Consider the following 23,824-nt stretch of genomic DNA (forward strand, 5'->3'; position numbering starts at 1 on the left):
CAGCAACAGTACGAGTACGGCCTCCGGCAACGGCTCCGAATCCTCTTCGCAGTCCGGCCAGTCCGCCGTCTACCGCCTGGACGCGTCCGACGTCAGCCGACCCGACCCGGCCGCACACCACTAAACGGCCCCGGCCTCTCGGTCCGGGGCCGTTCCCGCGTCCCGGATCATGTACACGGGTGTCCGGCGAACGGGTGAAGGGAAACGCAACGGTGGGCTACTGCCTCGAGATGAGCACCGGCGACATGAGAACGGTGGTGCGGCTCCTCACGGCGGTGGAGCGGACCGAGCAGCAGGAGCGCACACTCGCCCGGGTGCGCACGGAGTGCGAGCGGACCGACGCCCGCTTCCGGGAGCAGGGCATCGACCTCGACGTCTCCATCAGCCGGGCCCTGGAGGAGCTGATCGACGGCACCCCGAGCACCGATCTCTGCCCCGCGTACAGCTACGCCTTCTATCATGCGGTCGCGGCGCACTTCTCCGACCCCACCGACCTCGGCGCCTGGCGCCGGCCCGCGTGGTTCCGCGCCATGGACGACGAACTGGCCCGGCACGGCGTACCGTCCGACCTCCTCCCGGGCACGTTCCTGTTCAGCGGCCCGCCGCTGCGGCTGCCCCACCCCGGCGACACGGTCCCGGCGATCGGCACGCTGCCGGCCGGGGCCGCCGCCGGCCTCGCCGACGCCTACACGCGCGTCCTCGACCGTCTGGACCCCGAATTCCGGGGCGCGGCCCGCCGGTTCGTCGACGCCATGCGGTTCGAGGCGGAGGAGTGGGAGAGCGCGCGGCAGCTCGGGACGAACCCCGACACGCTGCTCTTCTGGTTCCACTGACCTCTGCCGGAACTCCTGCCGCCCACTTCCCGCCGAGACACTCGCGGTCGACAGCCTCCAGGACCTGTCCGGCCGGCGCTCACCCCAGGTGCGTGGGCGCGAACATCCGCAGCACCGCCGGGAGCAGGACCACCGAAGGCCCGGGCGCCGCGAGCGCCTTGGCGAGGTCCTGCTCCAGTGTCTCCGGAGTCGTCCTGACCCCGGGGACGCCGAAGGACTCCGCCAGGGCCACGTAGTCCGGCCGGGACAGTTCCGTCGCGGTCGCCTCGCCGAAGGCGTCGTTCATGTACTCGCGCAGGATGCCGTAGCCGCCGTCGTCCACGATCAGCCAGGTGACGTTCAGGTCGTACTGGCGGGCCGTCGCCAGCTCGGCGATGGAGTACAGGGCCCCGCCGTCGCCGGAGACGGCGAGGACCGGCCGGGTCGGATCGGCCGCCGCCCCGCCCAGTGCCGCCGGGAAGGCGTAGCCGAGACCGCCCGCGCCCTGGGCGGAGTGCATGTGGTTGGGGCCCTTGGCGTCGAAGGCCGACCAGGCCCAGTAGGCGAGGATCGTCATGTCCCAGAAGGACGGGGAGTCGGCGGGCAGCGCCCTGCGGACGGACGCCAGCACGTCCTGCTCCAGAGTGAGTTCCTGGGCGGCGATGCGCTCGCCGACCTTCGCGAGCACCTCCCGGACGCGCTCCGGGGCTCCCGGGTCATGCCGTTCGGACACCGTCTCCAGCAGCGCCTGCAGCGCGAGGCGGGCGTCCGCGTGGATGCCCAGCGCCGGGTGGTTGGACTCCAGTTTGCCGAGGTCGGCCTCGATCTGGACGACCCGGCCGCGCGGCTTGAACGTGTGGTAGTTCGAGGAGAGTTCACCGAGGCCGGAGCCGACGACCAGGAGGACGTCGGCGTCCTCCAGGAAGTCGGTGGTGTGCCGGTCCTCGATCCAGGACTGGAGCGACAGCGGGTGGTTCCAGGGGAAGGCGCCCTTGCCGCCGGGGGTGGTGACCACCGGTGCCTGGATCAGTTCGGCGAGCTGCCGCAGCTTGCCCGAGGCGTCCGCCCGGACCACTCCGCCGCCCGCGATGATCGCCGGGCGTTCGGCATGAGACAGCAAGTGGGCGGCCAGCGCCGTCAGTTCGGGGCGCGGCGGCAGCTCCTCGGGAAAGGCGTCGCCGCCCGTCACGACCGGGATCGCCGTCTCGGCGAGCAGCACGTCCTGCGGGATCTCCACCCACACCGGGCCGTGCGGGGCGGTCAGGGCCGACCTCCAGGCCGCCTCGATCGCGGAGGGGATCTGGGACTGGGTGCGGACGGTGTGGACGGACTTGACCACGCCGCGGAAAGAGGCGGCCTGGTCCGGGAGTTCGTGGAGGTAGCCGTGCCGGCCGCCGCCCAGGCCCGCCGTCGGGACCTGGCTGCTGATCGCCAGCACGGGCGCGGAGGCCGCCGCCGCCTCCTGGAGAGCGGCCAGGGAGGTCAGGGCCCCCGGGCCGGTCGACAGCAGCAGCGGCGCGGCCTCACCGGTGATCCGGCCGTAGGCGTCCGCCGCGAACCCGGCGTTGTTCTCCACCCGCAGGCCGATGTACCTCAGGTCCGAGCGGCGCAGCGCGTCGAACATGCCGAGGGCGTGCTGGCCGGGCAGGCCGAAGACGGTCGTGGCGCCCAGCCCGGCCAGCGTCTCCACGACCAGGTCTCCGCCGTTGCGGCCGGGAGGAGGATTGAGGGCGGCCTCCGTCTGGGCGGGCGTGGGGCGGAGCACCAGGTCGTGGTCGTGAGTCACTTCGCTTCCGAGTCCTTCCGGGCCGCGGCGATCTGGCGCGACATGATCGTGGTCAGTTCATAGGCGGTGTGCGACGCGGCCACCGACGTGATCTCCGCGTGGTCGTACGCGGGAGCCACCTCGACGACGTCGGCCGACACCAGGTTGCAGGATGCCAGGCCGCGCAGGATCTCCAGCAGTTCGCGCGAGGTCATGCCGCCGGCCTCGGGGGTGCCGGTGCCGGGGGCGTGGGCCGGGTCGAGGCAGTCGATGTCGATGGAGATGTACAGCGGCCGGTCGCCGATGCGCTGGCGGAGCTGGTCGGCGACCTCGTCGGCGCCGCGCCGGTAGACGTCGGCCGAGGTGACGATGCCGAAGCCCATCTTCTCGTCGTCGGTCAGGTCCTGCTTGCCGTACAGCGGGCCGCGCGTGCCGACGTGCGACAGGGCGGAGGTGTCGAGGATGCCCTCCTCGACCGCACGGCGGAACGGGGTGCCGTGCGTGTACTCGGCGCCGAAGTAGGTGTCCCAGGTGTCGAGGTGGGCGTCGAAGTGGAGCAGGGCGACCGGGCCGTGCTTCTTGGCGACCGAGCGCAGCAGGGGCAGCGCGATGGTGTGGTCGCCGCCGAGGGTCATCAGACGGGCGCCGGTGCCGAGCAGGTCGTCGGCGGCGGCCTCGACGGTCTCGACGGCCTCGTTGATGTTGAACGGGTTGACGGCGATGTCGCCGCCGTCCGCGACCTGGGCGAGGGCGAACGGGGAGGCGTCCTGCGCCGGGTTGTACGGGCGCAGCAGCCGGGACGCCTCACGGATTGCGTTGCCGCCGAAGCGGGCGCCCGGCCGGTACGAGACGCCCGAGTCGAACGGCACGCCCACGACCGCGACATCGGCCCGGCCGACCTCGTCCAGCCGGGGCAGCCGGGCGAAGGTCGCCGGCCCCGCGTACCGGGGGACGCGGGAGGAGTCGACGGGCCCGCGCGGAGTCTCGTTGCTGCTCATGAGGTAATGCTCTCTTTCCCACGCTTCATCGCGTGTGTACCGCTATGCACTGCTTGTTCTACGACTCTACTGGGGAGCGGCGACCGGCTCGGACGCGCGTTCGGGAGAGCGGCCCGCGAGCCGCTCGCGCCAGGCGGTGAGGACGGCGGCGTCGGTGGCGGGGGTGGCCAGGGAGACTGCCACGTAGGCGGCGAGAGAGGCGAGCAGGCCGTAGTAGACGGGCTCGTTGGCGAGGATGCCGTACGTCGCCATCAACACGACGACCGCGAGTCCGCCGACCACCACGGAGGCGAGGGCGCCGTACACGGTGCCGCGCTTCCAGACCAGCCCGCCCAGGATCGGCACCAGCAGTCCGCCGACGAGGAGGTTGTAGGCGACGGTCAGGGCCTCCACGACGTTGTCGATCGCGATGGCCGTGCAGATGACCGCGAGCCCCATGATCAGGATGAAGAGACGGTTGCCCTTCACCTCGTCGTGGTCGTCCGCGTTCCCGGCGGGCGCCTTGCCGAGGCCCCGCAGCCGGGACCAGATGTCGTTGTTGGCGACGGTCGCGCAGGCGATCAGCGCGCCGGAGGACGTCGACATCACCGCGGCGAGGGCGGCGGCCAGCACCAGGCCGCGCACTCCGACGGGCAGTTCGTCCTTGACGATGGTCGCGAAGGCGTCGTCCGGGCTGCCGAGCTTGGGGTACAGCACCTTGGCCGCGGTGCCGATGACGGCACCGGCGAGGGCGTAGGCGAGGCAGTAGGTGCCGGCGACGGTCCCGCCCCACTTGGCGGTGCTGTCGCTGCGGGCGGTGAAGACGCGCTGCCAGATGTCCTGCCCGATGAGCATGCCGAAGGTGTAGATCAGCACGTAGGTGAAGATCGTCTCGCCGCCGATGCCGAGCGGGTCGAAGTACTCGGTGGGCAGCTGCGCCTTCATCTCGCTGAACCCGCCCGCCTTCACGACGGCGATGGGCAGCAGCAGGAGCAGCACACCGATGGTCTTCACGACGAACTGCACCATGTCGGTCAGGGTGATCGACCACATGCCGCCGAGGGTGGAGTACGCGACGACGATCGAGCCGCCGAGGACGATGGCGACCGCGCGGTTCATGTCGAACAGGACGTCGAAGATCGTGGCGTAGGCGATGGTCGAGGTGACCGCGAGCATCAGCGTGTAGGCCCACATCACGACACCGGAGATGATCCCGGCGCGGCCGCCGCCGTAGCGCAGGTCGAGCATCTCGGAGACGGTGTAGACCTTCAGCCGGGCGATGCGGGCGGAGAAGAAGACGGACAGGGCGAGCAGGCCGAGGCCGATGGTGAAGACCATCCAGGCGCCGGACAGGCCGTACTGGTAGCCGAGGCCCACACCGCCGATGGTGGAGGCGCCGCCGAGGACGATCGCCGCCATGGTGCCGGAGTACATGGCCGGGCCGAGGCGGCGGCCGGCCACGAGGAACTCGCTCTTGGAGCGGGCGCGGCGCATGCCCCACCAGCCCATGGCCAGCATGCCGGCCAAATACACGACGATGACGGCGTAGTCGATGGCCATGAGGCCCTCCTTCGATCAGTGTCGCCGGCGGCTGACGAGGACTGACCTTAGGTGGCTGGAAAGCGACTGCGAAGTGTACGTTTCATCCATTGGAGCCGGTGCTGGATGGAGGGAACGCACACCATGCCGGAACCGGCGGTTCCGCCCACCCCGCCCGTCCCGCTGACCGCGCTGCTGGCCCGCGAGGACCTGGCACTGCGGCAGATCGCGGGACCGCCCGCCGAGGACGTCGTCGTCCACTGGGTGCACACCTCGGAGATGGCCGACCCCTATCCGTATCTGCTCGGCGGTGAGCTGCTGCTCACCGCAGGCGTGCACATCCCGCCGGGGGCGGGCCCGGAGACCTCGTACTTCGACGACTACGTCTCCCGGATCGTGGCCGCGGGCGGCGCGGCCCTCGGCTTCGGGGTGGCGCCGGTGCACGACACGGTGCCGGAGGCACTGGTCGCGGCCTGCGCCTCGCACGGCCTGCCCCTGCTGGAGGTGCCGCCCCGGACCACCTTCTCGGGCGTGGCCCGCGCGGTCTGGCAGCTGATGGCCCGGGCCCGTCTCGCCGAACTCCGCCATGTCACCGACGCCCAGCAGGGCCTCGCCACCGCCGCGTCCCGCCCCGACCCGGTCCCGTCCGTGCTCCGCCAACTCGCCCAGCGGCTGGGCGGCTGGGCGGTGCTGTACGGGCCGGAGGGGACGGAGATCGCGGGGGCGGGGCGGGAGCCCGGGGACGGGGCCCGGGGTGCGCTGACGCGGCTCGCGCAGGTGGTACGGCCTGCCGACGGCCCCGGTGAGCGGCCCGCCCCCGCCTCCGCCACCGACTCCGTCGCCGGACTGCACCTCGCCGCCTACGGTCTGGGCGCCGGGCACGGGTTCGTGCTCGGGGTCGCCGCGCCGCAGCGGACCGCCGGCGACCACACCGTCGCCTCCGTCGCGGCCGTGCTGCTGTCGTTGCTGACCGGCGAGCAGCAGAGCGGCACCGGGGCCGCCCGGTCCTCCGCGCTGGTGCGGATGCTGCTGGGCGTCTCCCCCGAGGAGGTCGCGCCGCTGCTCGGCGAGGGGCCGTGGGTCGTCGTGCGGGCCCGGCCGGACGGGGACGGCGCCCCCGACCCCGTCGCGGCCTCCGCGCTCGGCGCCGCGCTCGGGTCCGCGCTGGTCGACCCGGCGGGGGACGTCGTACGGGTCCTGGTCCCGGCCGACCGGGCGCCGGGCGCCCCGCTGCCCGGCTGGACCCTGGGCGTCAGCGCCGCCGTGGCGCCGGAGGAGTGGCCCATGGCGGACACCCAGGCCGCCCGCGCCCTGGCCCAGGCCCGCGCCACCCGCGCCCCGCTGCTCCGGCACGGCGCACGCCCCGCCCTCGCCGACCTGGTCCCGCCCGGCGAGGCGGCGGCCCACGCCCGCGCCCTGCTCGCCCCCGTCACGGCCCACCCCGCGCTCACCGAGACCCTGCGCACCTGGCTCTCCCTGCACGGCAGCTGGGACCGCACGGCCGTCGCCCTGTCCGTGCACCGCAACACCGTGCGCCAGCGCATCACCCGCTGCGCGGCCCTGCTCGCGACGGACCTCGACGACCCGGACGTACGGATGGAACTCTGGTTCGCGCTGCGGCACATCTGAGTACGGCACATCTGAGTACGTGAGCGGTGTGCCGCTGAGTACGTGACGCACGTCCCAGCGCGCGATACGCCAGGGACGCCCGCGGTCGGCTGCCTCACAATGGTTGTCATGCCGATATCCGGGACACCCAGCCGCGCCGAACTCGTCGAACACCTCGTCAGGACGCGCATCGCGGGCGACGTCGCCACCCCCCGCGAGAACAACCTCTCCCACTACCGCAAGCTCGCGAACGGCGACCGCCACTACTGGCTCGGGCTGGAACTCGGCGACCGCTGGAGCGACGAGCAGGACGTCCTCGCGGTGATGGCGGAGCGGGTCGGTGTGAACGACGACCCCGAATACCGGTACGGCCAGGACACCATCGACCCGGAGCTGACCGTCGACGGTCTGGAGCGGATGGCCGGGCGGCTGCGCAAGGCGGCGGACGGGCAGCAGCGCGTCCTGTTCGCCACCGGCCACCCCGGTGGCCTCCTCGACGTGCACCGCGCGACCGCGGCGGCGCTGCGCGCGGCCGGCTGCGAGATCGTCGTCATCCCCGACGGGCTGACGACCGAGGAAGGCTACGTGATGCAGTTCGCGGACGTGGCGGTCCTGGAGCACGGCGCCACCCTGTGGCACACCCACTCGGGCGAACCCATGAAGGCGATCCTGAAGGGCCTGGAGCGCGAGGGCCGCCCGCTGCCCGACCTGGTCGTCGCCGACCACGGCTGGGCGGGCTACGCGGGCCGGCACGGCGTCGACTCCGTCGGCTACGCCGACTGCAACGACCCGGCCCTGTTCATCGCCGAGGCCGAGGGCACGGTGCAGGTGACGGTGCCCCTCGACGACCACGTGATCAGCCCCCGCCACTACGACCCGATGACGGCGTACCTGCTGGCGGCGGCGGGGCTGGACTGACCGGCGGACGGCGGTGCCCGGCGCCCCGGGCACACCCGCGACTCGTCGAGGATGCCGTCGGCGTGGAAGCGCGAGCGCGGGTGCCACCGGGGGCAGGTCGCGCCCCAACCGGCCGAGCACTCTCAGCTCGGCGGCCGCACACGCTCAGCAGGGGAACGCGCACGGCTCAGCAGGGGGAATCCGCACGGCTCAGCGCGGAACGCGCACGACGCCCTCCTGGATGACCGATACGGCGAGCCGGCCGTCCTGGGTGTAGATGCGGGCCTGGCCGAGGCCGCGGCCGCCGGACGCCGAGGGCGACTCCTGGTCGTACAGCAGCCATTCGTCGGCGCGGAAGGGCCGGTGGAACCACATGGCGTGGTCCAGTGAGGCCCCGACGACGTCGCCGACCGCCCAGCCGCCGCGGCCGTGCGCGAGCAGGACCGAGTCGAGCAGGGTCATGTCGGAGACGTAGGTGGCGAGGACGATGTGCAGCAGGGCGCTGTCGAGCGGCCCGTCTAGCTTGCCGTTGGTGCGGAACCACACCTGGGAGTGCGGCTCGCGGGGCTCTCCGTACTGCCCGTAGGGCGGCTCCTCGACATAGCGCAGGTCGATGGCCTCGCGGGCGGCGAGGAAGTGCTCGACGACCTTGGGGTCGAGGTGGTCGTAGCCGCGGAACCGGTCCTGCGAGGTGGGCAGAGCCGCCGGGTCCGGGGCGGGCGGCATGGGCGCCTGGTGGTCCATGCCCTCCTCGTGCTCCTGGAAGGACGCGGACAGCGAGAAGATCGGCCGGCCGTGCTGGACCGCCACCACCCGCCGGGTGGTGAAGGAGCGGCCGTCGCGGATGCGCTCGACGTCGTAGACGATGGGCGCGCCGGGGTCGCCCATGCGCAGGAAGTACGCGTGGAGCGAGTGGGGCGGCCGGTCCGCCGGGACGGTACGCCCGGCGGCGACCAGCGCCTGGGCCGCGACCTGGCCGCCGAAGACCCGGGGGACCACGGCGGACCGGGACTGGCCGCGGAAGATGTTCTCCTCGATCCGCTCGAGGTCGAGCAGATCGAGGAGATCCTGGAGTGCCTGGCTCATGAAGTCAGTTGTATATGCCAGTCGTTACCGGGGGCTTACAGGCCCATGTTCTTGGCGATGATCGACTTCATGATCTCGCTGGTGCCGCCGTAGATGCGGTTGACGCGGTTGTCCGCGTACAGGCGGGCGATCGGGTACTCGTTCATGAAGCCGTAGCCGCCGTGCAGCTGGAGGCAGCGGTCGATGACGCGGTGGGCGACCTCGGTGCAGAACAGCTTGGCGCTCGCGGCCTCGGCGGGGGTGAGCTCACCGGCGTCCAGGGCCTCGGTCGCGCGGTCGGCGACGGCCTCGGCGGCGTCCACCTCGGCCTGGCAGGCGGCCAGCTCGAACTTGGTGTTCTGGAAGGAGGCGACCGTCTTGCCGAAGACGGTGCGGTCCTGGACGTACTGCTTGGCGAACCGCACGGCGGCCTTGGCCTGGGCGTAGGCGCCGAAGGCGATGCCCCAGCGCTCGGAGGCCAGGTTGCGGCCGAGGTAGTAGAAGCCCTTGTTCTCCTCGCCGAGCAGGTCCTCGACGGGCACCTTGACGTCGACGAACGCGAGCTCGGCGGTGTCGGAGGTCTTCAGGCCCAGCTTGTCGAGCTTGCGGCCGACCGAGTAGCCCTCGGACTTGGTGTCCACGGCGAACAGGGAGATGCCGTGGCGGCGGTCCTCGGCGGTCGGCGCGGAGGTACGGGCGCAGACGATCATGCGGTCGGCGTGCACGCCGCCGGTGATGAAGGTCTTGGCGCCGTTGAGGACGTAGTGCGTGCCGTCCTCGCTCAGCTTGGCGGTGGACTTCATGCCCGCGAGGTCGGAACCGGTGCCCGGCTCGGTCATCGCGATGGCCCACATCTCCTCGCCGGAGACGAACTTCGGCAGGAACCGCTTCTTCTGCTCGTCGGTGGCGAGCATCTTGAGGTACGGCAGGGCGAGCAGCACGTGCACGCCGGAGCCGCCGAACGCGACGCCCGCACGAGCGGTCTCCTCGTACAGAACGGCCTCGAACTTGTGGCTGTCCAGGCCCGCGCCGCCGAACTCCTCGGGCACGTTGATGCCGAAGATGCCCAGCTCACCGAGCTTGTAGTAGAAGTCGCGGGGCGCCTGACCCGCCGCGAACCACTCGTCGTACACCGGTACGACCTCGGCCTCGATGAAGGCGCGGATGGTCTCCCGGAACGCCTCGTGATCCTCGTTGAACACCGTACGGCGCACGCCGCCACCTCCACGACTTCGCATGTCTAAGCGCTTGCTCAGCCCAAGATACCGGCGGGTATCAACGACCGTCCAGGGTGGGGGCGGGGTAACGCTCGTCACGCCGGGGTCCGGGGCGGAGCCCCGGGGCGAGTCCAGCCTCCCGGCCGGCAGAGGCGGCGGGTGGCCGAGCGAAGGCCCCTAATCGACCGCCGCCGCAAACGCCCCCCGGGCCATCCGGTGCAACAACTCCGCCGTAGCGCCCCGCCCGGGCAACGACCCCGCCCTCCCCAGATGCGGCGTCGAGTTCAGCAACCCGAACACCGAGTGCACGGCAGAACGGGCCGCAGGCTCCCCCAACCCCGGGTACACCTCCCGCACCACCCCGACCCACAGCTCCACATACTGCCGCTGCAACTGCCGCACCATCTTCCGGTCGGTGTCCCGGAGGCGGTCCAGCTCACGGTCGTGCAGGGTGATCAGAGGCCGGTCGTCGAGCGCGAAGTCGATGTGTCCCTCGATCAGCGAGTCGAGGACCGCCTCCGCCCCACCCCCGTCCGCCTCCGCCAGCCTCCGCTTCGCCCCGGTCAGCAACTGCCCGCTGATCCCCACCAGCAGCTCCGCGAGCATCGCGTCCTTGCCCGCGAAGTGCCGGTACAGCCCGGGCCCGCTGATCCCGACCGCGGCGCCTATCTCGTCGACTCCGACCCCATGGAAGCCCCGCTCGGCGAACAGCCGAGCGGCCTCCTTGAGGATCTGCTCACGGCGGGTGGGGGCGTCGGTTCTGGTGGCCATGAAAACAATTCTAGACAGGGAGGTTAGCGGTCGTTAACCTGAAGGAAATGCGTTAACGCTCATTAACAAGGTGAGGGGACCCGCAGGATGCACGAGGCACCGGAGCTCACGAGCGCGGCAGACCCCGCGTCGGAGGCCTTTCGGGCCAACGAGGAGGGGCACCACGCCCTCGTCGAGGAGCTGCGCACCAAGCTCGCCGCCGCCGCACAGGGCGGCGGCGAGAGGGCCCGCGCCCGCCACACGGCCCGCGGCAAGCTGCTCCCCCGCGACCGCGTGGACACCCTCCTCGACCCGGGCTCGCCCTTCCTGGAGCTGGCCCCGCTCGCGGCCGACGGGATGTACGAGGGGCAGGCCCCGGCCGCCGGCGTCATCGCCGGCATCGGCCGGGTCAGCGGCCGCGAGACGGTGGTCATCGCCAACGACGCCACGGTCAAGGGCGGCACGTACTACCCGATGACGGTCAAGAAGCACCTCCGCGCCCAGGAGGTCGCCCTCGACAACCGCCTCCCCTGTGTCTACCTGGTGGACTCCGGCGGCGCCTTCCTCCCCATGCAGGACGAGGTCTTCCCGGACCGCGACCACTTCGGCCGCATCTTCTACAACCAGGCCCGCATGTCCGGCGCCGGCATCCCCCAGATCGCGGCCGTCCTCGGCTCCTGCACGGCCGGTGGGGCGTACGTCCCGGCGATGAGCGACGAGGCGGTGATCGTCCGCGACCAGGGCACCATCTTCCTGGGCGGCCCGCCCCTGGTGAAGGCGGCCACCGGCGAGGTCGTCACGGCGGAGGAGCTCGGCGGCGGCGAGGTCCACTCCCGCACCTCGGGCGTCACCGACCACCTCGCGGAGAACGACGCGCACGCGCTCCGCATCGTCCGCACCATCGTCTCCACGCTCCCCTCCCGAGGAGCACTCCCCTGGGAGGTCACGGAGGCGACGGAGCCGAAGGTCGACCCGCACAGCCTCTACGGCGCGGTCCCGGTCGACTCCCGCACCCCCTACGACGTGCGCGAGATCATCGCCCGGGTCGTCGACGGCTCCCGCTTCGCCGAGTTCAAGTCCGAGTTCGGCCAGACCCTGGTCACGGGCTTCGCCCGGATCCACGGCCACCCGGTGGGCATCGTCGCCAACAACGGCATCCTGTTCTCCGAGTCCGCCCAGAAGGGCGCCCACTTCATCGAGCTGTGCGACCAGCGCGGCATCCCCCTGGTCTTCCTCCAGAACATCTCGGGCTTCATGGTCGGCAAGGACTACGAGGCGGGCGGCATCGCCAAGCACGGCGCCAAGATGGTCACGGCGGTGGCCTGCACCCGCGTACCGAAGCTGACGGTCGTGGTCGGCGGCTCGTACGGCGCGGGCAACTACTCCATGTGCGGCAGGGCGTACTCCCCCCGCTTCCTGTGGATGTGGCCGAACGCCAAGATCTCGGTGATGGGCGGCGAGCAGGCCGCCTCGGTCCTCGCGACCGTCAAGCGGGACCAGCTGGAGGGCCGCGGCGAAGACTGGTCCGCGGAGGACGAGGACGCCTTCAAGGCCCCGATCCGCGCCCAGTACGAGCGCCAGGGCAACGCCTACTACGCGTCGGCCCGCCTCTGGGACGACGGTGTGATCGACCCGCTGGACACCCGTCAGGTCCTGGGCCTGGCCCTGACCGCGTGCGCCAACGCGCCCCTGGGTGACCCCCAGTTCGGCGTCTTCCGGATGTGAGGGGACGGACGACGATGTTCGAGACAGTACTGGTGGCCAACCGCGGCGAGATCGCCGTACGGGTGATCCGTACGCTGCGGTCGATGGGCGTGCGCTCGGTGGCCGTCTTCTCCGACGCGGACGCCGACGCCCGGCACGTCCGCGAGGCGGACACGGCGGTCCGGATCGGACCGCCCCCGGCCTCCGAGAGCTACCTCTCGGTGGAACGCCTGCTGGAGGCGGCGGCGCGCACGGGCGCCCAGGCCGTCCACCCCGGCTACGGCTTCCTCGCCGAGAACGCCGCCTTCGCGCGCGCCTGCGCCGAGGCCGGCCTGGTCTTCATCGGCCCCCCGGCGGACGCGATCGCGCTGATGGGCGACAAGATCCGCGCCAAGGAGACGGTCCAGAAGGCCGGAGTGCCGGTCGTGCCCGGCGGGCGTGACCCGGATCTGGCCGGGGCGGCCCGCGAGCTGGGCGCGCCCGTGCTGCTGAAGCCCAGCGCGGGCGGCGGCGGCAAGGGCATGCGCCTGGTGCGGGACCTGACCCGGCTGGAGGACGAGATCGCGTCGGCCCGCCGGGAGGCCCGGGCCTCCTTCGGCGACGACACACTTCTCGTCGAGCGATGGATCGACCGTCCCCGGCACATCGAGATCCAGGTCCTGGCGGACGGACACGGAAGCGTGGTCCATCTCGGGGAGCGCGAGTGCTCCCTCCAGCGCCGCCATCAGAAGATCATCGAGGAGGCGCCGAGCGTCCTCCTCGATGAGGAGACGCGCTCCGCGATGGGCGAGGCGGCGGTCCAGGCGGCCCGCTCCTGCGGCTACCAGGGCGCGGGCACAGTGGAGTTCATCGTCCCCGGCAACGACCCGTCGTCGTACTACTTCATGGAGATGAACACCCGCCTCCAGGTGGAGCACCCGGTCACGGAGCTGATCACGGGCCTGGACCTGGTCGAATGGCAGCTGCGGGTGGCGGCCGGAGAGCCCCTCGGCTTCACCCAGGAAGACGTACGGCTGACCGGTCACGCCGTGGAGGCCCGCATCTGCGCCGAGGACCCGGCCCGCGGCTTCCTCCCCTCCGGCGGCACGGTGCTGAAGCTGCGCGAGCCGCAGGGCGACGGCGTCCGCACCGACTCGGGCCTCACCGAGGGCACAGAGGTCGGCAGCCTCTACGACCCGATGCTCTCCAAGGTCATCGCCTACGGCCCCGACCGCGCGACCGCCCTGCGCAAACTCCGGGCGGCCCTGGCGGAGACGGTCACGCTCGGCGTGCAGACCAACGCCGGGTTCCTGCGCCGCCTGCTCGCCCACCCCGATGTCGTCTCCGGCGACATGGACACGGGCCTGGTCGAGCGCGAGGTCGAGGGGCTGGTCCCCACGGACGTACCGGAGGAGGTGTACGAGGCGGCGGCGGCCGTACGCCTCGAGGCCCTGAAGCCGGAGCCGGGCGGCTGGACGGACCCGTTCTCGGTGCCGAGCGGCTGGCGCCTGGGCGGCGAGCCGAAGCGGCCGGTCTTCCCCCTGCGGGTGCAGGAGCCCGTGGAGCACACCCCGCGCGGCGGGGCCACGGTCACCGCCGACCGGGTCTCCGTCACGCTGGACGGCGTCCGCCACACGTTCCACCGCGCCGCCGACTGGCTCGGCCGCGACGGCGACGCCTGGCAGGTGCGCGACCACGACCCGGTCGCCGCGTCGCTCACCCGCGCCGCCCACGCGGGCGCCGACTCGCTGACCGCGCCGATGCCCGGCACGGTGACGGTGGTGAAGGTCGCCGTCGGCGACGAGGTGAGCGCCGGTCAGAGCCTGCTGGTGGTGGAGGCGATGAAGATGGAGCACGTCATCGCCGCGCCGCACGCCGGCAAGGTCACCGAGCTGGACGTGGCCCCCGGCAGCACGGTCGCCATGGACCAGGTGCTGGCGGTCATCGCACCGCACGAGGAGGCGGCGGAATGACGGTTCCAGGGCTCCCGATGGCCGTCCCGAGCAGGGACCTGCCCACCCGCGTCCGCATCCACGAGGTCGGCGCGCGCGACGGCCTGCAGAACGAGAAGGCGACGGTCCCCACGGAGGTCAAGGCGGAGTTCATCCGCCGCCTGGCCGACGCGGGCCTGACGACGATCGAGGCGACGAGCTTCGTCCACCCCAAGTGGGTCCCCCAACTGGCGGACGCGGAGCGGCTGTTCCCTCTCGTCGGCGACCTCCCGGTGGCGCTCCCGGTGCTCGTCCCGAACGAGAGGGGCCTGGACCGCGCCCTGGCGCTGGGCGCCCGGCGGGTGGCGGTCTTCGCCAGCGCGACGGAGTCCTTCGCCAAGGCCAACCTCAACCGCACGGTGGACGAGGCACTGGCGATGTTCGAGCCGGTGGTGGCCCGCGCGAAGGCCGATGAGGTCCACGTCCGCGGCTACCTCTCGATGTGCTTCGGCGACCCCTGGGAGGGCGCGGTCCCGGTCCCGCAGGTGGTGAAGGTCTGCCGGGCGCTGCTGGACATGGGCTGCGACGAGCTGAGCCTGGGCGACACGATCGGCGTGGCGACGCCGGGCCACGTGGTCGCACTCCTGGCGGCCCTGGACGAGGCGGGCATCCCGCCCGCCACGCTCGCGGTCCACTTCCACGACACCTACGGCCAGGCCCTCGCCAACACCTTGGCGGCACTCCAGCAGGGCGTCACGACGATCGACGCGTCCGCGGGCGGCCTCGGCGGTTGCCCTTACGCGAAGTCGGCGACGGGCAACCTCGCCACCGAAGACCTCGTGTGGATGCTGCGGGGCCTCGGCATCGACACCGGAATCGACCTCGGCCGCCTCGTCGCCACCAGCGCGTGGATGGCCACCCACCTGGGCCGACCCAGCCCGTCCCGCACCGTCCGAGCCCTGTCCCACGAGGACACCGAGGAGCACTGATCACCATGGACTACCGTCTCTCCCCCGAGCTGGAGGAACTCCGCCGTACGGTCGAGGAGTTCGCGCACGAGGTGGTGGCGCCGAAGATCGGCGACTTCTACGAGCGGCACGAGTTCCCGTACGAGATCGTCCGGGAGATGGGCCGCATGGGCCTGTTCGGCCTGCCGTTCCCGGAGGAGTACGGCGGCATGGGCGGCGACTACCTGGCCCTCGGCGTGGCCCTGGAGGAACTGGCGCGGGTCGACTCCTCGGTGGCGATCACGCTCGAGGCCGGCGTCTCGCTCGGCGCGATGCCGATCCACCTCTACGGCACCGAGGCCCAGAAGCGGGAATGGCTCCCCCGCCTCTGCTCGGGCGAACTCCTGGGCGCGTTCGGCCTGACGGAGCCGGACGGCGGCAGCGACGCGGGCGCGACCCGTACGACGGCCCGTCTGGACTCCGCCACCAACGAGTGGGTCATCAACGGCACGAAGTGCTTCATCACCAACTCGGGCACGGACATCACCGGCCTGGTGACGGTCACGGCGGTCACGGGCCGCAAGCCCGACGGCAGGCCCCACATCTCCTCGATCATCGTCCCGTCCGGCACCCCCGGCTTCACGGTCGCGGCCCCCTACTCCAAGGTCGGCTGGAACGCCTCGGACACCCGCGAGCTGTCCTTCACGGACGTCCGCGTCCCGGCGGAGAACCTCCTGGGCGAGGAGGGCCGCGGCTACGCCCAGTTCCTGCGCATCCTCGACGAGGGCCGCATCGCGATCGCTGCGCTGGCGACGGGTCTGGCGCAAGGCTGTGTGGACGAGTCGATCAAATACGCCAAGGAGCGCCACGCCTTCGGCAAGCCCATCGCCGCCAACCAGGCCATCCAGTTCAAGATCGCCGACATGGAGCTGAAGGCCCACACGTCCCGCCTCGCCTGGCGCGACGCCGCGGCCCGCCTGGTCGCCGGCGAGCCCTTCAAGAAGGAAGCGGCCCTCGCCAAGCTCCACTCCTCCACGGTCGCGGTGGACAACGCCCGGGAGGCCACCCAGATCCACGGCGGCTACGGCTTCATGAACGAATACCCGGTGGCCCGCATGTGGCGAGACTCCAAGATCCTCGAAATCGGCGAGGGCACGAGCGAGGTCCAGCGCATGCTGATCGCCCGGGAGTTGGGGCTGGCGGGCTGAGCGACGGAACCGGGGCCCAAGGCCCCAGCCGACGGGCGCAGTGACTCGGATCACTGCGCCCGTTCGCATCTCCGCCTCCGCGCCCGGGCACACACCCCCCGACCCCCTGGACTTGATCTCAGGTTAGGCTAACCTAAGCCTGATTCCAGCCAAGCGGCTGTCAGCCGTGCCCGCAGTGGCTCCGTACGCACGAAAGCAGATCCCGTCATGTCGAACGCCAGAACCGCCCGTTACTCCCGCCGCGGCCTGCTCGCCGCCGGTGGTGCTCTCGGGCTCGGCGCCCTCGTGACCGCGTGTGGCAGTGAGGACTCCAAGGACGGCGGCTCGGACGCGAAGGGTGCCAAGAAGTCCGGCCCGTGGTCCTTCAAGGACGACCGCGGCAAGGCCGTGAGCCTGGACCACGTCCCCACGAAGATCGTCGCGTTCACCGGTGTCGCCGCCGCCCTGTACGACTACGGCATCGAGGTCAAGGGCGTCTTCGGCCCGACCAAGACCAAGGACGGCAAGGCAGACGTCCAGGCCGGCGACATGGACGTCAGCAAGCTGACCGTCTTCGGCAACAGGTTCGACCAGTTCAACGTCGAGCAGTACGCGGCCTTCCAGCCCGAGGTGCTCATCACCACCACCTTCGACGCCGCCGGCAGCCTCTGGTACGTCCCGCTGGCGTCCAAGGACAAGATCGCCAAGCTCGCCCCGAGCGTCGCGCTGTCGGTCTTCGACCGTCAGATGCCGAAGCCGCTGCAGCGCATGGCCGAGCTCGCCGAGTCGCTCGGCGCCGACCTGAAGGCCGCGAAGGCCGTCGACGCGAAGAAGCGTTTCGAGGCCGCCTCCGAGCGGCTGCGCAAGGCCGCCAAGTCCCGCCCCGAGATCAAGGTGCTGGCCGGTTCCGCCTCGGACGCCATCTTCTACGTCTCCGGCTCCAACTTCTCCATCGACCTGGAGTACTTCAAGGCCCTCGGCGTGAACTTCGTGGAGCCCCCGAAGAAGGCCATGGAGGCCAGCGGCGGCTGGTTCGAGAACCTCAGCTGGGAGAACGTCGACAAGTACCCGGCGGACGTCATCATGATGGACGACCGCGCCTCGACCATCCAGCCGGCCGACATCACCGAGGCGACCTGGAAGAAGCTGCCCGCGGTCAAGGCCGGTCAGGTCATCTCGCGTTCGCCCGAGCCGATCCTGTCGTACGACAAGTGCACGCCTCTGGTGGAGAACCTCGCGAAGGCCATCGAGTCGGCCAAGAAGGTCGTCTGACCCCCAAGACGGTCGCCTGACCCCCAAGAAGGTCGCCTGACCCCCAAGAAGGTCGCCTGACCCCCTCCCCTTCCTGACGTCCAGGAGCCGCACGTGACCACCGCCGTAGCCGCCCCGTTCCGCTTCTTCTCCCTCCAGGTCGTGCGGACGAGGCGGCTCGGTCCGTCTCTGGTCCGGGTCACCTTCGGGGGGCCCGATCTGCACGCCTTCCACTCCGACGGGCACGACCAGTCCCTGTCGCTGTTCCTGCCGCACCCCGGGCAGCCCGAGCCGGTCGTCCCGCTCGAACTCGGGGACGGCTGGTGGCAGGGCTGGCGTGAACTCCCGGACGGCGTACGGGCCGTGATGCGGTCGTACACCCTGCGCGCCCTGCGCCGCGACCCGGACGAGATCGATATCGACTTCGCCCTGCACGGCATCGAGCCGGGCGCCACGGTCCAGGCCGGTCCCGCCTCCCGCTGGGCCGCCCGGGCCGCCGCCGGCGACCGGGTCCTGCTCCTCGGGCCGGCCGTCGCCGACAACCGGGCGATCCGGTTCCGGCCGCCCGAGGACACCGACCTCGTCGTCGTCTGGGGCGACGAGACCGCCGTACCGGCCGCCTCGGCCATCGTCGAGGCGCTGCCCGCCGGCACCCGCGCCCGGGTCTGGCTGGAGGTCCCGCACGCCGGCGACATCCAGGACCTGGTGACAGAGGCCGACGCCGAGATCACCTGGCTGGTCCGGGAGGACAAGGGCACCGAGGGGTCCCCCATGGCCCTCGACGCCCTCCGCGCCGCCCATCTGCCCGCGGCCGAGCGGCCGTACGTCTGGATCGCCGGCGAGTCCGGGTGTGTGAAGGAGCTGCGCCGGCACTTCGTGCGCGAGCGCGGGATCGACCGCCGCAGGGTGACGTTCGTCGGCTACTGGCGGCGCGGTGTGAGCGAGGAGCAGCTGCGGGCGGAAGCGTAGCCGCAGCTCACCGGCGTTGACGTGACACGAGTGACCACCGTCACGGCAGCGCCTGCCCTTCTCTCGATCAAGTTAGGTTAGGCTTACCTAAGTTAAGGACGGAGACCAGCCCATCCCGTCCCACACCGGACTGTCCCCACCGGAGGACCCCCACATGCGCTCGCACCTGCTCAACGACACCACCGCGGAGCAGTACCGCCGCTCCGTGACCGACGGAGTCGAGCGGGTGGCCGCCAAACTCGCCGCCACCGACCGGCCGTTCACCGGCATCACCGTCGACGCGCTCGCCCCGCGCATCGACGGGATCGACCTCGACCAGCCGCTGCACGACACCGGCGCGGTGCTCGACGAACTGGAGGAGGTCTACCTCCGGGACGCGATCTACTTCCACCACCCCCGCTACCTGGCCCACCTCAACTGCCCGGTCGTCATCCCGGCCGTGCTCGGTGAGGCCGTCCTGTCCGCGGTGAACTCCTCCCTCGACACCTGGGACCAGTCGGCCGGCGGCACGCTCATCGAGCGGAAACTGATCGACTGGACGACCGAGCGGATCGGCCTCGGCCCGGCCGCCGACGGTGTGTTCACCTCCGGCGGCACCCAGTCCAACCTCCAGGCGCTGCTGCTCGCCCGTGAGGAGGCCAAGAGCGACACCCTGGCCACACTGCGCATCTTCGCCTCCGAGGTCAGCCACTTCAGCGTGAAGAAGTCCGCGAAGCTGCTCGGGCTCGGCCAGGACGCCGTGGTCTCCATACCCGTCGACCAGGACAAGCGCATGCAGACCGTCGCCCTCGCCCGCGAGCTGGAGCGCTGCAAGGACGCCGGCCTCGTCCCCATGGCCGTCGTCGCCACCGCCGGCACCACCGACTTCGGCTCCATCGACCCGCTGCCCGAGATCGCCGAGCTGTGCGAGCAGTTCGGCACCTGGATGCACGTCGACGCCGCCTACGGCTGCGGCCTGCTCGCCTCCCTGAAGCACCGCGACCGCCTCAACGGCATCGAGCGCGCCGACTCGGTCACCGTCGACTACCACAAGTCCTTCTTCCAGCCGGTGAGTTCCTCGGCCGTGCTCGTGCGGGACGCGGCCACGCTGCGCCACGCCACCTACCACGCCGAGTACCTCAACCCGCGGCGCATGGTGGAGGAGCGCATCCCCAACCAGGTGGACAAGTCCCTGCAGACCACCCGCCGCTTCGACGCCCTCAAGCTGTGGATGACCCTGCGGACCATGGGCGCCGACGGCATCGGGCAGCTCTTCGACGAGGTGTGCGAGCTGGCCCGGGAGGGCTGGCGGCTGATCGCCGCCGACCCGCGCTTCGACGTCGTCGTGGAGCCGAGCCTGTCCACCCTCGTCTTCCGCTACATCCCGGCGGCCGTCACCGACCCCGCCGAGATCGACCGCGCCAACCTCTACGCCCGCAAGGCCCTGTTCGCCTCCGGTGACGCCATCGTCGCGGGCACCAAGGTCGGCGGCCGCCACTACCTGAAGTTCACCCTGCTCAACCCCGAGACGCAGGCCTCCGACATCGCCGCCGTCCTCGATCTGATCGCCGGCCACGCCGAGCAGTACCTGGGAGAGTCCCTTGACCGCGCGTCCTGACAACCCGGCCCCTTCCCCTGCGACTCATGACTTCGTAGGGATCGGGCTCGGCCCGTTCAACCTCGGCCTCGCCTGCCTGACCGAGCCGATCGACGAGCTCGACGGCATCTTCCTGGAGTCGAAGCCCGACTTCGAGTGGCACGCGGGCATGTTCCTGGACGGCGCCCACCTCCAGACCCCGTTCATGTCGGACCTGGTCACCCTCGCCGACCCGACGTCCCCGTACTCCTTCCTGAACTACCTGAAGGAGAAGGGCCGGCTGTACTCGTTCTACATCCGCGAGAACTTCTACCCGCTGCGCGTCGAGTACGACGACTACTGCCGCTGGGCCGCGGGCAAACTGAGCAGCATCCGCTTCGGCACGACGGTCGCCGAGGTGACGTACGAGGACGAGCTCTACGTCGTGCGGACCACCGCCGGCGACATCTACCGGGCCCGTCGCCTGGTCCTCGGCACCGGCACCCCGCCCCACATACCCGAGGCCTGCCAGGGCCTGGGCGGCGACTTCCTGCACAACTCCCGCTACCTGGACAGCAAGGCGGAGCTGCGGAAGAAGGACTCGATCACCCTGGTCGGCTCGGGCCAGTCGGCCGCCGAGATCTACTACGACCTGCTCAGCGAGATCGACGTCCACGGCTACCGGCTGAACTGGGTCACCCGCTCCCCGCGCTTCTTCCCGCTGGAGTACACCAAGCTCACGCTGGAGATGACGTCCCCGGAGTACGTCGACTACTTCCGCGAGCTGCCCGAGGCGACCCGCTACCGCCTCACGGCCGAGCAGAAGGGCCTGTTCAAGGGCATCGACGGCGACCTCATCAACGAGATCTTCGACCTGCTCTACCAGAAGAACCTCGGCGGCCCCGTCCCCACCCGGCTGCTGACCAACTCCTCGCTGCACAGCGCGCGGTACGAGAACGGCACGTACACGCTCGGCTTCCGCCAGGAGGAGCAGGGCAAGGACTTCGAGCTGGACTCGCAGGGCCTGGTCCTGGCCACCGGCTACAAGTACGCCGAGCCGGAGTTCCTGGCCCCGGTCAAGGACCGCCTGGTCTACGACTCCCAGGGCAACTTCGACGTCGCCCGCAACTACGCGATCGACGTCACCGGCCGGGGGATCTTCCTGCAGAACGCCGGCGTCCACACCCACAGCATCACCAGCCCGGATCTCGGCATGGGCCCCTACCGGAACGCGTACATCATCCGCGAGCTGCTCGGCAGCGAGTACTACCCCGTCGAGAAGAGCATCGCGTTCCAGGAGTTCGCCGTATGAGCGCCACCACCGGCATCGGAACACTCACCGTCCGCCCGCTCGACCCCCTGAGGGACGCCGAGCTGCTGCACTCCTGGGTCACCCACCCCAAGGCGGCCTACTGGATGATGCAGGACGCGAAACTCCAGGACGTCGAGCGCGAGTACATGCGGATCGCCGCGCACGAGCACCACGACGCGTTCCTCGGTCTGCACGAGGGCCGGCCGGCCTTCCTGATGGAGAAGTACGACCCCCGGTACGTCGAGCTGGAAGGCCTGTACGACCCGGAGCCCGGCGACGTCGGCATGCACTTCCTGGTCGCGCCGACCGACCGGCCGATCCACGGTTTCACCAGGGCCGTCATCACAGCCGTGATGGACGAGCTGTTCGCCGACCCGCGCACCCGCCGGGTCGTGGTGGAACCCGACGTGAGCAACAAGGCAGTACATGCGCTCAACGAGGCCGTGGGCTTCGTGGCCGAGCGCGAGATCGACAAGCCGGAGAAGCGCGCGCTGCTCAGCTTCTGCACGCGTGAGCAGTACCTGGCTGCCCGAGGAGTGGCGATATGACCCTGTCCGACGCCGTGGCACACCTGTCCCCCGAGCGCTGGGACCAGGCGGGCCGCCTGCTGGTCCGCAAAGCGCTCGCCGAATTCGCGCACGAGCGGCTGATCACCCCCGAGCAGGACGGCGAGCACTACGTCGTCCGCAGCGACGACGGCCTGACCAGCTACCGCTTCTCCGCCGCCCGCCGCGCCCTGGACCACTGGCAGATCGACGCCGCCTCGATCACCCGCCACCGGGACGGCGCCGAACTCCCGCTCGCCCCCCTGGACTTCTTCATCGAGCTGCGGAAGTCCCTGGGGCTGAGCGACGACATCCTGCCGGTCTACCTGGAGGAGATCTCCTCCACCCTCTCCGGCACCTGCTACAAGCTCACCAAGCCGAACATCATGGCGGCGGAGCTGGCGCGCGGCGACTTCCAGGCCATCGAGACCGGCATGACCGAGGGTCACCCCTGCTTCGTCGCCAACAACGGCCGGCTCGGCTTCGGCATCCACGAGTACCTGTCGTACGCGCCGGAGACGGCGAGCCCGGTCCGCCTGGTCTGGCTGGCCGCCCACCGCTCACGGGCGGCCTTCACGGCCGGTGTCGGCATCGAGTACGAGTCGTTCCTGCGCGAGGAGCTGGGCGAGCGGACCGTCGAGCGCTTCCACGGCGTCCTGCGCGAGCGGGGCCTGGACCCCGCCGACTACCTGTTCATCCCGGTCCACCCCTGGCAGTGGTGGAACAAGCTCACCGTCACCTTCGCCGCCGAGGTCGCCCGGGGCCACCTGGTGTGCCTGGGCGAGGGCGACGACGAGTACCTCGCCCAGCAGTCCATCCGGACCTTCTTCAACCGGACCAGCCCCGGGAAGCACTACGTCAAAACCGCGCTGTCGGTCATCAACATGGGTTTCATGCGCGGCCTGTCGGCGGCGTACATGGAGGCCACCCCGGCGATCAACGACTGGCTGGCCCAGCTCATCGAGGGCGACCCGGTGCTGAGGTCCACGGGTCTGTCGATCATCAAGGAGCGCGCGGCGGTCGGTTACCGGCACCTGGAGTACGAGCAGGCGACGGACCGCTACTCGCCGTACCGCAAGATGCTCGCCGCGCTGTGGCGGGAGAGCCCGGTGCCGTCCCTCCGGGAGGGCGAGTCCCTGGCCACGATGGCGTCCCTGGTCCACGTCGACCACGAGGGTGCCTCGGTCGCGGGCGCACTGATCGAACAGTCGGGCCTCACCCCCACCGAGTGGCTGCGCCATTACCTCCGGGCCTACTTCACGCCCCTCCTGCACAGCTTCTACGCCTACGACCTGGTCTTCATGCCGCACGGCGAGAACGTCATCCTGGTGCTGAAGGACGGGGTCGTGCAGCGCGCGATCTACAAGGACATCGCCGAGGAGATCGCGGTCATGGACCCCGACGCGGTGCTGCCGCCGACGGTCGAGCGGCTGCGCGTGGAGGTCCCGGAGGACAAGAAGCTCCTGTCGATCTTCACGGACGTCTTCGACTGCTTCTTCCGCTTCCTCGCGGCGAACCTCGCCACCGAGGGCATCCTGGAGGAGGACGACTTCTGGCACACCGTCGCGGACGTCACCCGCGCCTACCAGGACTCGATGCCCGAACTCGCGGACAAGTTCCAGCAGTACGACATGTTCGCCCCCGAGTTCGCCCTCTCGTGCCTCAACCGCCTCCAACTCCGCAACAACGAACAGATGGTCGACCTGTCGGACCCCTCGGGCGCCCTCCAGCTGGTGGGCAACCTCAGAAATCCGATCGCGGGGTTCTGACCCCACAGCCAGACAAGCACCCCGGAGTACGGTCCTCCGGGGTGC

The 23,824-nt window shown here is 71.0% G+C and carries 19 protein-coding genes; 13 read left to right on the forward strand and 6 right to left on the reverse strand.

The genetic code is table 11. The features are described 5' to 3' along the window. Positions 1-212: 212 nt before the first annotated feature. Positions 213-833, forward strand: a complete 621-nt coding sequence (locus tag IGS69_RS12200; RefSeq protein WP_190899083.1) for a DUF7691 family protein — start codon at positions 213-215, stop codon at positions 831-833. 79 nt (positions 834-912) lie between these two features. Here IGS69_RS12200 and IGS69_RS12205 read toward each other — a convergent pair whose 3' ends face one another. From IGS69_RS12205 to IGS69_RS12215, 3 genes are all read right to left on the reverse strand, one after another. Further along, on the reverse strand, positions 913-2,598 hold the full coding sequence (locus IGS69_RS12205; protein ID WP_190899085.1) for a thiamine pyrophosphate-binding protein: 1,686 nt from the start codon (positions 2,596-2,598) through the stop codon (positions 913-915). Then, positions 2,595-3,575, reverse strand: coding sequence for an agmatinase (gene speB, locus IGS69_RS12210; protein WP_030838119.1), 981 nt, complete (start codon positions 3,573-3,575; stop codon positions 2,595-2,597). Before speB ends, IGS69_RS12205 begins: the two co-directional genes overlap by 4 nt. A gap of 66 nt (positions 3,576-3,641) precedes the next feature. Beyond that, on the reverse strand, positions 3,642-5,114 hold the full coding sequence (locus tag IGS69_RS12215; protein WP_190899087.1) for a sodium:solute symporter: 1,473 nt from the start codon (positions 5,112-5,114) through the stop codon (positions 3,642-3,644). A 123-nt stretch (positions 5,115-5,237) separates the two neighbouring features. Here IGS69_RS12215 and IGS69_RS12220 point away from each other — a divergent pair, with 123 nt between their 5' ends. Further along, positions 5,238-6,722, forward strand: coding sequence for a PucR family transcriptional regulator (locus IGS69_RS12220; protein WP_190899089.1), 1,485 nt, complete (start codon positions 5,238-5,240; stop codon positions 6,720-6,722). A 108-nt stretch (positions 6,723-6,830) separates the two neighbouring features. Continuing rightward, a complete protein-coding gene (locus tag IGS69_RS12225; protein ID WP_190899091.1) occupies positions 6,831-7,619 on the forward strand; it encodes a phosphatase in 789 nt (262 codons plus the stop codon). Positions 7,620-7,808: 189 nt separating this feature from the next. On the opposite strand, the gene IGS69_RS12230 is transcribed toward IGS69_RS12225, so the two are convergent. The 3 genes from IGS69_RS12230 to IGS69_RS12240 all read right to left on the reverse strand — a co-directional run bounded on the left by IGS69_RS12230 (position 7,809) and on the right by IGS69_RS12240 (position 10,651). Next, entirely contained in the window at positions 7,809-8,684 is an 876-nt protein-coding gene (locus IGS69_RS12230) for an acyl-CoA thioesterase (RefSeq protein ID WP_190899093.1), read from the reverse strand. A gap of 35 nt (positions 8,685-8,719) precedes the next feature. Next, entirely contained in the window at positions 8,720-9,877 is a 1,158-nt protein-coding gene (locus IGS69_RS12235) for an acyl-CoA dehydrogenase family protein (protein WP_190899095.1), read from the reverse strand. A gap of 180 nt (positions 9,878-10,057) precedes the next feature. Further along, complete coding sequence (locus IGS69_RS12240) at positions 10,058-10,651, reverse strand: SACE_7040 family transcriptional regulator (protein WP_190899098.1); 594 nt, start codon at positions 10,649-10,651, stop codon at positions 10,058-10,060. Between the two features lie 87 nt (positions 10,652-10,738). Between IGS69_RS12240 and IGS69_RS12245 the strand changes: the two genes are divergently transcribed. The 10 genes from IGS69_RS12245 (at position 10,739) to IGS69_RS12290 (ending at position 23,779) form a co-directional block, all read left to right on the forward strand. After that, the gene (locus IGS69_RS12245; protein WP_190899101.1) at positions 10,739-12,355 is read left to right on the forward strand and encodes a carboxyl transferase domain-containing protein; all 1,617 of its coding nucleotides are present in this window, start codon (positions 10,739-10,741) and stop codon (positions 12,353-12,355) included. A 14-nt stretch (positions 12,356-12,369) separates the two neighbouring features. Further along, entirely contained in the window at positions 12,370-14,286 is a 1,917-nt protein-coding gene (locus IGS69_RS12250; protein WP_190899103.1) for an acetyl/propionyl/methylcrotonyl-CoA carboxylase subunit alpha, read from the forward strand. Next, positions 14,283-15,233, forward strand: a complete 951-nt coding sequence (locus tag IGS69_RS12255) for a hydroxymethylglutaryl-CoA lyase (RefSeq protein ID WP_190899105.1) — start codon at positions 14,283-14,285, stop codon at positions 15,231-15,233. The genes IGS69_RS12250 and IGS69_RS12255 overlap by 4 nt, the downstream gene beginning before the upstream one ends. A 5-nt stretch (positions 15,234-15,238) precedes the next feature. Further along, positions 15,239-16,399, forward strand: a complete 1,161-nt coding sequence (locus IGS69_RS12260; RefSeq protein ID WP_190899107.1) for an acyl-CoA dehydrogenase family protein — start codon at positions 15,239-15,241, stop codon at positions 16,397-16,399. 207 nt (positions 16,400-16,606) lie between these two features. After that, positions 16,607-17,650: an ABC transporter substrate-binding protein gene (locus tag IGS69_RS12265; RefSeq protein ID WP_190899110.1), complete on the forward strand. Its 1,044-nt coding sequence runs from the start codon at positions 16,607-16,609 to the stop codon at positions 17,648-17,650. 93 nt (positions 17,651-17,743) lie between these two features. Beyond that, positions 17,744-18,598, forward strand: coding sequence for a siderophore-interacting protein (locus IGS69_RS12270; RefSeq protein ID WP_190899112.1), 855 nt, complete (start codon positions 17,744-17,746; stop codon positions 18,596-18,598). 154 nt (positions 18,599-18,752) lie between these two features. Beyond that, the gene (gene desA, locus IGS69_RS12275) at positions 18,753-20,195 is read left to right on the forward strand and encodes a lysine decarboxylase DesA (protein ID WP_190899114.1); all 1,443 of its coding nucleotides are present in this window, start codon (positions 18,753-18,755) and stop codon (positions 20,193-20,195) included. Continuing rightward, positions 20,179-21,465, forward strand: a complete 1,287-nt coding sequence (locus tag IGS69_RS12280) for a lysine N(6)-hydroxylase/L-ornithine N(5)-oxygenase family protein (RefSeq protein WP_190899116.1) — start codon at positions 20,179-20,181, stop codon at positions 21,463-21,465. Before desA ends, IGS69_RS12280 begins: the two co-directional genes overlap by 17 nt. Continuing rightward, positions 21,462-22,013, forward strand: a complete 552-nt coding sequence (locus tag IGS69_RS12285; protein ID WP_190899118.1) for a GNAT family N-acetyltransferase — start codon at positions 21,462-21,464, stop codon at positions 22,011-22,013. The genes IGS69_RS12280 and IGS69_RS12285 overlap by 4 nt, the downstream gene beginning before the upstream one ends. Then, entirely contained in the window at positions 22,010-23,779 is a 1,770-nt protein-coding gene (locus tag IGS69_RS12290; protein WP_190899120.1) for an IucA/IucC family protein, read from the forward strand. Before IGS69_RS12285 ends, IGS69_RS12290 begins: the two co-directional genes overlap by 4 nt. Positions 23,780-23,824: the final 45 nt, after the last annotated feature.

This window comes from Streptomyces tuirus (assembly GCF_014701095.1).
GTDB lineage: Bacteria > Actinomycetota > Actinomycetes > Streptomycetales > Streptomycetaceae > Streptomyces > Streptomyces tuirus.

What these genes read in the sequence shown, in the direction of transcription:
- speB (WP_030838119.1), bottom strand. Translation starts at nt 3,575, where the DNA reads ATGAGCAGCAACGAGACTCCGCGCGGGCCCGTCGACTCCTCCCGCGTC.
- IGS69_RS12215 (WP_190899087.1), bottom strand. Translation starts at nt 5,114, where the DNA reads ATGGCCATCGACTACGCCGTCATCGTCGTGTATTTGGCCGGCATGCTG.
- IGS69_RS12220 (WP_190899089.1), top strand. Translation starts at nt 5,238, where the DNA reads ATGCCGGAACCGGCGGTTCCGCCCACCCCGCCCGTCCCGCTGACCGCG.
- IGS69_RS12225 (WP_190899091.1), top strand. Translation starts at nt 6,831, where the DNA reads ATGCCGATATCCGGGACACCCAGCCGCGCCGAACTCGTCGAACACCTC.
- IGS69_RS12230 (WP_190899093.1), bottom strand. Translation starts at nt 8,684, where the DNA reads ATGAGCCAGGCACTCCAGGATCTCCTCGATCTGCTCGACCTCGAGCGG.
- IGS69_RS12240 (WP_190899098.1), bottom strand. Translation starts at nt 10,651, where the DNA reads ATGGCCACCAGAACCGACGCCCCCACCCGCCGTGAGCAGATCCTCAAG.
- IGS69_RS12245 (WP_190899101.1), top strand. Translation starts at nt 10,739, where the DNA reads ATGCACGAGGCACCGGAGCTCACGAGCGCGGCAGACCCCGCGTCGGAG.
- IGS69_RS12250 (WP_190899103.1), top strand. Translation starts at nt 12,370, where the DNA reads ATGTTCGAGACAGTACTGGTGGCCAACCGCGGCGAGATCGCCGTACGG.
- IGS69_RS12255 (WP_190899105.1), top strand. Translation starts at nt 14,283, where the DNA reads ATGACGGTTCCAGGGCTCCCGATGGCCGTCCCGAGCAGGGACCTGCCC.
- IGS69_RS12260 (WP_190899107.1), top strand. Translation starts at nt 15,239, where the DNA reads ATGGACTACCGTCTCTCCCCCGAGCTGGAGGAACTCCGCCGTACGGTC.
- IGS69_RS12265 (WP_190899110.1), top strand. Translation starts at nt 16,607, where the DNA reads ATGTCGAACGCCAGAACCGCCCGTTACTCCCGCCGCGGCCTGCTCGCC.
- desA (WP_190899114.1), top strand. Translation starts at nt 18,753, where the DNA reads ATGCGCTCGCACCTGCTCAACGACACCACCGCGGAGCAGTACCGCCGC.
- IGS69_RS12285 (WP_190899118.1), top strand. Translation starts at nt 21,462, where the DNA reads ATGAGCGCCACCACCGGCATCGGAACACTCACCGTCCGCCCGCTCGAC.
- IGS69_RS12290 (WP_190899120.1), top strand. Translation starts at nt 22,010, where the DNA reads ATGACCCTGTCCGACGCCGTGGCACACCTGTCCCCCGAGCGCTGGGAC.